Below are 7,273 nucleotides of genomic sequence, written 5' to 3' on the forward strand. Positions count from 1 at the left end.
TATACCAATCCCAACACAAACTCATACATTCTCGCTTTGTATTTCACATCTATTTTATAGCTTTCAATATTTGCTAATAGCCTAGATTATCTACACATTGGAAACTTAAATTAGGCATAAACTATCTTGCGATATTAATATGAATTTATATTGGAATTGGTACTAGAGATTTGTTTAATTTGATTTGCTAGTATATGGGCACTAGTAAATGCTGATTCAACACGCCCCTTTATACACCAGTCACCACATGCGGATATATTTTGGTTTGTATCAATAAAGTAACCAGCTGTATTTTGTTTACCTATATTTGCATAACGCCAAGCATGCAGTGTTCTATAGTCTGGCTTATTTAGATCTATAGCTAATACTTCTTTGGCTCTATCAAAAATTGTTTCTAGGATTTGTTCTCGATCGTAATCAATATATTGATTAGCCCATTTATTTGCAGAGTGTATAACTAAGCAGCTAGGAGTATTGCGATCAGGTTTTGAGCTGTTGAGAGATATCCAACTAATTATCTCGTCATGTACTAGAGGCAGCATCAAAATTCAGATTAATCTCTTTATCATAGCCAAGCATTAGTGAAAAGCAGCTATCCATTTTTATTGAGCTAATTTGGTTATAGAAAGAAGTATTTTGAGGTAGTAAATCTTTAAGTTGGTCTGATGGTGTGGCAAAAATAATCCAGTCAAAACATCCTAGAAATTGGTTGTTATCATCTTTAACAATCCAGAGTCTATCTTCTTTAGTGATTGAGCCAACCCGTGTGTTTAGATATATATCTAGACCTTGAGCTAAGTATTGCGCTACAGCATTCATTCTAGGAGAGCCAACATAATGTTTATATTCATTATCCCAAGATTTTTGATTTATTATTTCAGAGTTTTTGATTTCAACAAAATTAGCCAGCCAATTTTTTATTATACCTTGATCTATCATTGGCTTAAGGAACTCTTTAAATTCAGTCGATTTAGCAGTGAAATATTGAGCTTTATGATCAAAGTAGTAAGGATCAGCATATCTTGTTGACATTCTGCCACTAACTCCACGAGATTTCTCAAAAATAGTTATTTCTACCGAATCTTTTAGATTATTTGCAGCGGTCAATCCAGCAAGACCTGCACCGATTATTGCTATCTTCATATAAGAATCCAAGAAATTGTTAGTGAAACAACAACACATAGTGTTATTGGTAGTCTTATATATTTGAAATATTTTGTACTAATAAGATTTAATTTTAAGAAGTAGTAATCGACTTTAAGTAATACTAGAAATTCTGCTATAAGTAATAATATAAAATCTTTGGGATCTAAGTTTAGATATCCAAACCAAATAATTATTACATTTAAATTGCTAGTAAGCTGTATAAATATTTTTGTAGAGCTGGGTTCTAAATTAATTTGTCTGCCCCAGTGGGTTCCAGCCATAAATGATGCAATAACCACTCCATATAGTGAGATAGCTTTGATTATATTGTCAAATATTAAAAAGTCGCTATAACCAAGTATTAGACAGAGTGAGAAGAAAACAAAAGGTATTAAGCTAAAATATGCGAGATAAATATCTAGATTTTTATAGCTTTTCAAATTAGTTCTCCTAGTAGCTTAATTTTTCTTTGGTCTTTCCTCTGAAGATATAATAAGCATAGCTGGTGTATAACAACAGTAATGGAATCATAATTACAGCTGGAATTAGCGTAAACAGTAGTGTGGTATCACTAGCTTGTGCTTGACTATATGTGATGTGGTAAGGAATGATGTATGGGAATATTAGTGCTAGCATACTTGCATAAGTGAAGACGAATATTGCCACAGCTGACCAATATGGTAAAGCATGATTTTTAGAGTCTATTATTTTGATAAGAACTAAGAAACTAATAATGGTAAGTATAAAAAGAGCACCAAGGACTATCATTTTATAGAAGCTATCTAAAGGTAGTTTAGTATATACAGGAGTAATTGCTCCAATAATTAACATTAATATCACAAGTACTATACTACATGATTTAGCTAGTTTTTTAGCTTTATCAAAAAGCTCTCCCTCAGTCTTAAGTATAAGACGAGTTGCGCCAAGTAAACTATAACCAAATACCAAAGCAATACCAGTAAGTATAGAAAAGCCAACACCATAAAAAGTACTATGCGGGAAACCTACTATCAATTCTCCAACAATGTAGCCTTGCAGAAAAGTTGCCGTCAATGAAGATATAAAGAAAAGCTTATCCCAGTTTTTGATACCTTTATGAGATTTTAGTCTAAACTCAAAGCAAATACCTCTGAAGAGTATCATAACTACCAAAAGTATCGCAGATAAGTAAATCTTAGGGAATATGTAAGCAAATGCGATAGGAAACATCCCATAAAAGCACGCTAAAGCAAAAACTAGCCATGTTTGGTTACCATCCCAAGTCGGTAGTAATATACTCACTGCGATATCTTTTTGATGATCATCAAAAAATTGAAATAGTGACCCCATGCCTAGAGCAAATCCATCTAATACAATATACAGTAGTAGAGCAAAAGCAATTATAAATAACCAAATTAATCCTAAGTCCATAATTATTCCTCCTCGCCTGTAGTCTTCTCAACTGATTGGAAGTATGAGTAAGGCATTCTTTCTTCACCACCAGTACTTGGACCACCATTTATAATTCTAAATAAGTATCTAAAATAGAAGAATCCAAATATAACGAAGTAAACAATGATTATTGCCGCTAATGAGCTAAACACTTGCCAGAAGTTAATGTCACTGACAGAATATTCAGTCCTTAATATGTTATATACAGTCCAAGGTTGTCTACCGAATTCTGCTGTGAACCATCCTGTGATGATAGCAACAAAACCTAGTGGTGTAGTTAGTGTACAAAGTCTTAGGAACCATTTTGAAGTCTGTAGTTTTTTTCTAGCTAAGAGTACAGTTCCTACCACACCCATCAGTATCATCAGTGTACCAATACCCACCATGATTCTAAAGCTGTAGAATACCACGGCAACTACAGGTCTATCTTTTTCTGGAACAGATTTTAGACCTATTAGCTCGCCATTTAACTCATGAGTATTTATCAACGAAGCAAGTTTAGGAATCTCTATAGAGAATAAGTTCTTTTCTTGTGATTCGCTTGGATATGCAAAGACTACAAAAGGAGCACCTTTCTGCGTATCCCAAACTCCTTCTATAGCTGCTGTTTTGAGTGGTTGATGTTCATGTACTTCTCTACCTACATCGTCTCCTACGGCAAGTTGACCTACGCTAAGGATTAAAATCGAAACTATTGAAAATTTAATGCATGTCTTAGCAAAGCTGTGATGTTTATCCTTGATAATGTAGTATGCACTAACACCTAGAATAACCATTAGGGTGCTCAAGTATGCGGCCATAAGCATATGAATATATCTTGGAATCACACAAGGATTAAAGATTACATGATACCAACTATAAACCTCAAACTTACCATTGATATAGTTAACGCCATCAGGAGTTTGCATCCAAGAATTAGCTGATAATATCCAAAAAGCTGATAACGTCACACCAGCAAATATCGTGAAATTAGCTAGAAAATGAACATATTTATTAATTCTACCCCAACCAAAAATCATAATACCTAGTGCTCCAGCCTCTATGAAGAAAGCTGTAAGGACTTCGTAGGTGAAGAGTGATCCAAGCACAGGACCTACTTTTTCGGCGAATCCAGCCCAGTTGGCACCGAACTGGAATTCCATGACAATTCCTGATACAACGCCCATACCAAATGTGAGGGCAAATACTTTGGTCCAAAATTTAACAATAGATAAGTATTTATCATTTTTGGTAATTAGCCATAGCGCTTCAAAGATCATCAAGAATGTTGATAATCCAATACTGAAGGCTGGAAACAAAATATGAAAGCTCACTGTAAAGGCGAACTGTATTCTTGATAGTATTTCGACCCAGTACATAGAAGAACCTCTGTGTTTTTATTGTTGTCAAAACTAGCTAGATTATATCTTGCTAGTAGCTTTTATTATGATTTTTAGCTGCAAGGCTAATATACTTAGAATCTCATAATAGTTTCATATTCTCAAGTAATTATAATCTAGATTAAGAAATTATAATGTTACTTAGCAAAGTTTTATAAATATAATACTAAGTATGAATTGAGACATTAGGAGCTCTTATGAAAATATTAGTAGCAGGTGGATCTGGGTTTGTAGGTAGAGAGCTGTCAAAACAATTAAGTTCTAAATATAGATTAACTCTACTTACTAGATCACAAAAGTCTAAGATTGGATATTATGATGATTTAGTAACTTGGTCTGAGCTTGATGAGATCAAGATATCTGAATTTGATATTGTTATAAACTTGTGTGGGTATAATATTGGTCAGAAGCGTTGGAGTAACTCAGTCAAAAATAAAATTGTATCCAGTCGTATAGAGCCAACTACTAAGTTAGTTAAATTAATCGGTAATAAAAATATTTGGCTAATTAATGCTAGTGCGATTGGATATTATAATTTTTCCGATATACCTCAAGATGAAGATAAGCATGATAGAAAGTTTGATAACTTAACTTTTGGTCAATATGTCGTTGATAGTTGGGGGAAATGCTTGATAGATTCTCAGTTAGCTAGATATACAATCATGCGCTTTGGAGTGGTTATTGGTAATGGTGGTGTCCTCGAAAAAATGATTATGCCTGCTAAATTTGGTTTTTTGACAATGTTTGGTAAAGGACATAATTATATGACTTGGATAAGTGTCCATGATTTATCAAGAGCCGTTGAGTTTATTATAGACAATAAGTTAGATAAAAAAGAAGTCTATAATCTGACATCGCCTGAAGCTTGCCAGCATAGACAGTTGATAGAGCTTCTAGGTAAGTATCTAGCTAAAAAACGTATAATTAAGATTCCAAGCGCAATGGTTAAGCTAATGTTTGGTCAGATGGGTGACGAGCTTTTATTATCTAGCCAAAATATAAAACCAACAAAGTTACAAAGCAAAGGTTTTGAGTTTAATGACCCTGAGATCTCAAAGGCTCTAGAAAGATATATTTAATCCTCTTGTTTATGTTCAATAGGGATTTTCACTGTAACAGTTATACCTTTACCATCAGTATTATTCTGTGCAAATATCTTACCATCATGGAGTCTTACGATTTCAGAAACTATTGCTAATCCAAGTCCACTTCCTTCTTCACCTGTACCTGTTTCTCGATAGAATCTATCAAAAATACGTTCGATATTTTCAGGAGGTACACCTATACCATTATCTTTAATTTCAACAACGATATTATCATCCTTTTGGAAAGAGTGTATCTCAACGAGTCCACCATCTGGGGTATATTTAATAGCATTAGATATCAAGTTTTTGAACATTATTCCTAATAGATATTCATTACTATAACAATATAACTGCTCTTGTGAAGGGTAGAAGGCAATCTCTATATTTTTTTCGATGGCTTTAATGGCATTGTCAGCAATAAATGTCTCAAGAACAGTATTTATCATAAGTTTTTTACCAAATGTAATTTGTTCATTTGGCTGGATTCTACTTAATGTTAATAATTGATCAATAATATGAGAGTATCTATTTGTTGAGCTTTTGATTCTCTCTAGCTTTTGTTTGATTTCATTTATATCATCAGACGCAAGTGCTATTTCTACCAAGGTTTTGACTCCAGCAATTGGAGTTTTAAGTTCATGCGCAGCATCCCCTGAAAATCGTTTTTCTCTTTCTAAAGTTGCATGGAATTTTTCTATTAAGGAGTTGATTTGTTCAACGATAGATTTTATCTCAAAAGGTATGATATCTTCATTAAGCTTTTCATTTTTGCGAGGATTAATCTTTGCTACACGTTTGTTTATCCTTTCTAATGGGTCGAGAGCTGTTTTTAATATATAGTAAATAAATCCAATAAGAATTATATAAATCGATGCTAGAAGTATTGCAAATTTAAAGATAATTTGACGAGAGAGTTTATCTTTATCTGCATTATTTACAAACACTGTTATTACATCACCATTGTCAGTTCTTAGCGTATAAGTATACCAATGTTTTTGAGCGCCATCGTTATCAGTATAAATCCACTCAAACCCTGTTGTAGATGTAATACCATCATAGTTTTTATGAAATGATGGTAAATTTGACGTTTTTAAAAGTAATTTTTTATGTTTTCTATCATATACGATAAAGCCAACGCTTTCATTATAGTTTTTAATATTTAAAAATGACGATGATATTTTATTAACGATCATATCTGTAGTATTTTCATCATCTTCTAAAGGATATATCTTTAGGACAGTTTCAATAACTTGAGCAGCTGTCTTAAGTTGATAGTTAAAAAGAGAGTTATTCTGATGCTTAACTTGATAGAAACTAAAAATAGATATAACAAGCATAAAAATAGCAAAGAAACTTGCGAAAGAAACTACAAGAAAACTTAAAATAGAGCTTTCTTTTTTATTCTTAAAAAACATGCTAAATAGAAATTTAAACATTTAGTAAAATAATTATAATCAATTTTGAATTTTATTATTAGTTTTATAATTGTTATAATCAAATATTATCATAAATAATATTGATGTAGTTTTGTTGGATAGCATGAATAAAGTAGTTGAGCCTTTTTATACAAAGTATTATGAAGCAGCTACTCTATATTTCTATACTCTAGAGGATTTGAAGTTTGACTTAGTTATCACATGTCTCACGCAGAGTTAGGTAAAGATTTTATAGCTAGATTGTATTCTCAATGTTTATAGAGATACCAAAATGTACTTCATTAGGTGTCAAGTAATTTAAACATTTCTTAGGTCTATTATTCAAGTCTATCTGTAACTTTCTAATGTATTGATGAGATATATTGTTAAAGTTAGTACCTTTAGGTATAAATTGTCTGATATACCTATTCATGTTTTCATTAGTACCTCTTTGCCAAGGACTGTATGGATCAGCAAAGAATACTTTGATGCCAGTCTTGCTAGTTAGCTTCTTATGTTTAGCAAACTCTTTACCATTATCAAATGTAGCTGTTAATATTTTATGACCATTAGATACTTTGTACAATATTCTATTGATTGAATTAGCTGTTCTATCTATAGACTTGGCTAAAATAGTAAATCTGCTAGCTCTATCGACCATTGTTACAATAGCACTTTTATGGTCTTTACCAACAATAGTGTCACCTTCAAAGTGATAAAGATTTTTTCTATTAGCACTGCTAGGTCTTTCAGAAATACTCGCTCTATCCTTTATCTTAACTTGTTTAGAGTCACCTTCTTTTTTGTATTTATATTG

Annotated in this window: 8 protein-coding genes; 1 reads left to right on the top strand and 7 read right to left on the bottom strand. The window is 32.3% G+C overall.

All coding sequences use genetic code 11. The features are described from left to right. Window positions 1-134: 134 nt before the first annotated feature. From F8C69_RS10335 to F8C69_RS00390, 5 genes are read right to left on the bottom strand one after another with little or no spacing between them, the layout of a single operon-like run. The gene (locus F8C69_RS10335; protein ID WP_234384207.1) at window positions 135-542 is read right to left on the bottom strand and encodes an NAD(P)/FAD-dependent oxidoreductase; all 408 of its coding nucleotides are present in this window, start codon (window positions 540-542) and stop codon (window positions 135-137) included. After that, entirely contained in the window at window positions 523-1,143 is a 621-nt protein-coding gene (locus tag F8C69_RS10340) for an NAD(P)/FAD-dependent oxidoreductase (protein ID WP_234384206.1), read from the bottom strand. Before F8C69_RS10340 ends, F8C69_RS10335 begins: the two co-directional genes overlap by 20 nt. Next, window positions 1,140-1,586 (bottom strand): DUF3429 domain-containing protein, encoded by a 447-nt coding sequence (locus F8C69_RS00380; RefSeq protein WP_159183755.1) that lies wholly within the window; start codon window positions 1,584-1,586, stop codon window positions 1,140-1,142. The genes F8C69_RS10340 and F8C69_RS00380 overlap by 4 nt, the downstream gene beginning before the upstream one ends. Window positions 1,587-1,596: 10 nt before the next feature. After that, window positions 1,597-2,556: a cytochrome d ubiquinol oxidase subunit II gene (locus F8C69_RS00385; protein ID WP_159183756.1), complete on the bottom strand. Its 960-nt coding sequence runs from the start codon at window positions 2,554-2,556 to the stop codon at window positions 1,597-1,599. A gap of 2 nt (window positions 2,557-2,558) precedes the next feature. Then, complete coding sequence (locus tag F8C69_RS00390; protein WP_159183757.1) at window positions 2,559-3,935, bottom strand: cytochrome ubiquinol oxidase subunit I; 1,377 nt, start codon at window positions 3,933-3,935, stop codon at window positions 2,559-2,561. A gap of 218 nt (window positions 3,936-4,153) precedes the next feature. Here F8C69_RS00390 and F8C69_RS00395 point away from each other — a divergent pair, with 218 nt between their 5' ends. Then, a complete protein-coding gene (locus F8C69_RS00395) occupies window positions 4,154-5,035 on the top strand; it encodes a TIGR01777 family oxidoreductase (protein ID WP_159183758.1) in 882 nt (293 codons plus the stop codon). Here the strand turns inward: F8C69_RS00395 and F8C69_RS00400 are convergent. Continuing rightward, on the bottom strand, window positions 5,032-6,456 hold the full coding sequence (locus F8C69_RS00400; RefSeq protein WP_004287016.1) for a sensor histidine kinase: 1,425 nt from the start codon (window positions 6,454-6,456) through the stop codon (window positions 5,032-5,034). The genes F8C69_RS00395 and F8C69_RS00400 overlap by 4 nt on opposite strands. Before the next feature lie 256 nt (window positions 6,457-6,712). Then, the coding region (locus F8C69_RS00405; protein WP_159183759.1) for an IS30 family transposase at window positions 6,713-7,273 on the bottom strand (561 nt) is incomplete at its 5' end.

It is taken from the genome of Francisella noatunensis subsp. noatunensis (assembly GCF_009823375.1).
GTDB classification, from domain to species: Bacteria; Pseudomonadota; Gammaproteobacteria; order Francisellales; family Francisellaceae; genus Francisella; species Francisella noatunensis.

Excerpts from the sequence above, each read along its gene's own strand:
- F8C69_RS10335 (WP_234384207.1), bottom strand. The coding sequence starts at position 542 with ATGCTGCCTCTAGTACATGACGAGATAATTAGTTGGATATCTCTCAAC.
- F8C69_RS10340 (WP_234384206.1), bottom strand. The coding sequence starts at position 1,143 with ATGAAGATAGCAATAATCGGTGCAGGTCTTGCTGGATTGACCGCTGCA.
- F8C69_RS00385 (WP_159183756.1), bottom strand. The coding sequence starts at position 2,556 with ATGGACTTAGGATTAATTTGGTTATTTATAATTGCTTTTGCTCTACTA.
- F8C69_RS00390 (WP_159183757.1), bottom strand. The coding sequence starts at position 3,935 with ATGTACTGGGTCGAAATACTATCAAGAATACAGTTCGCCTTTACAGTG.
- F8C69_RS00395 (WP_159183758.1), top strand. The coding sequence starts at position 4,154 with ATGAAAATATTAGTAGCAGGTGGATCTGGGTTTGTAGGTAGAGAGCTG.
- F8C69_RS00400 (WP_004287016.1), bottom strand. The coding sequence starts at position 6,456 with ATGTTTTTTAAGAATAAAAAAGAAAGCTCTATTTTAAGTTTTCTTGTA.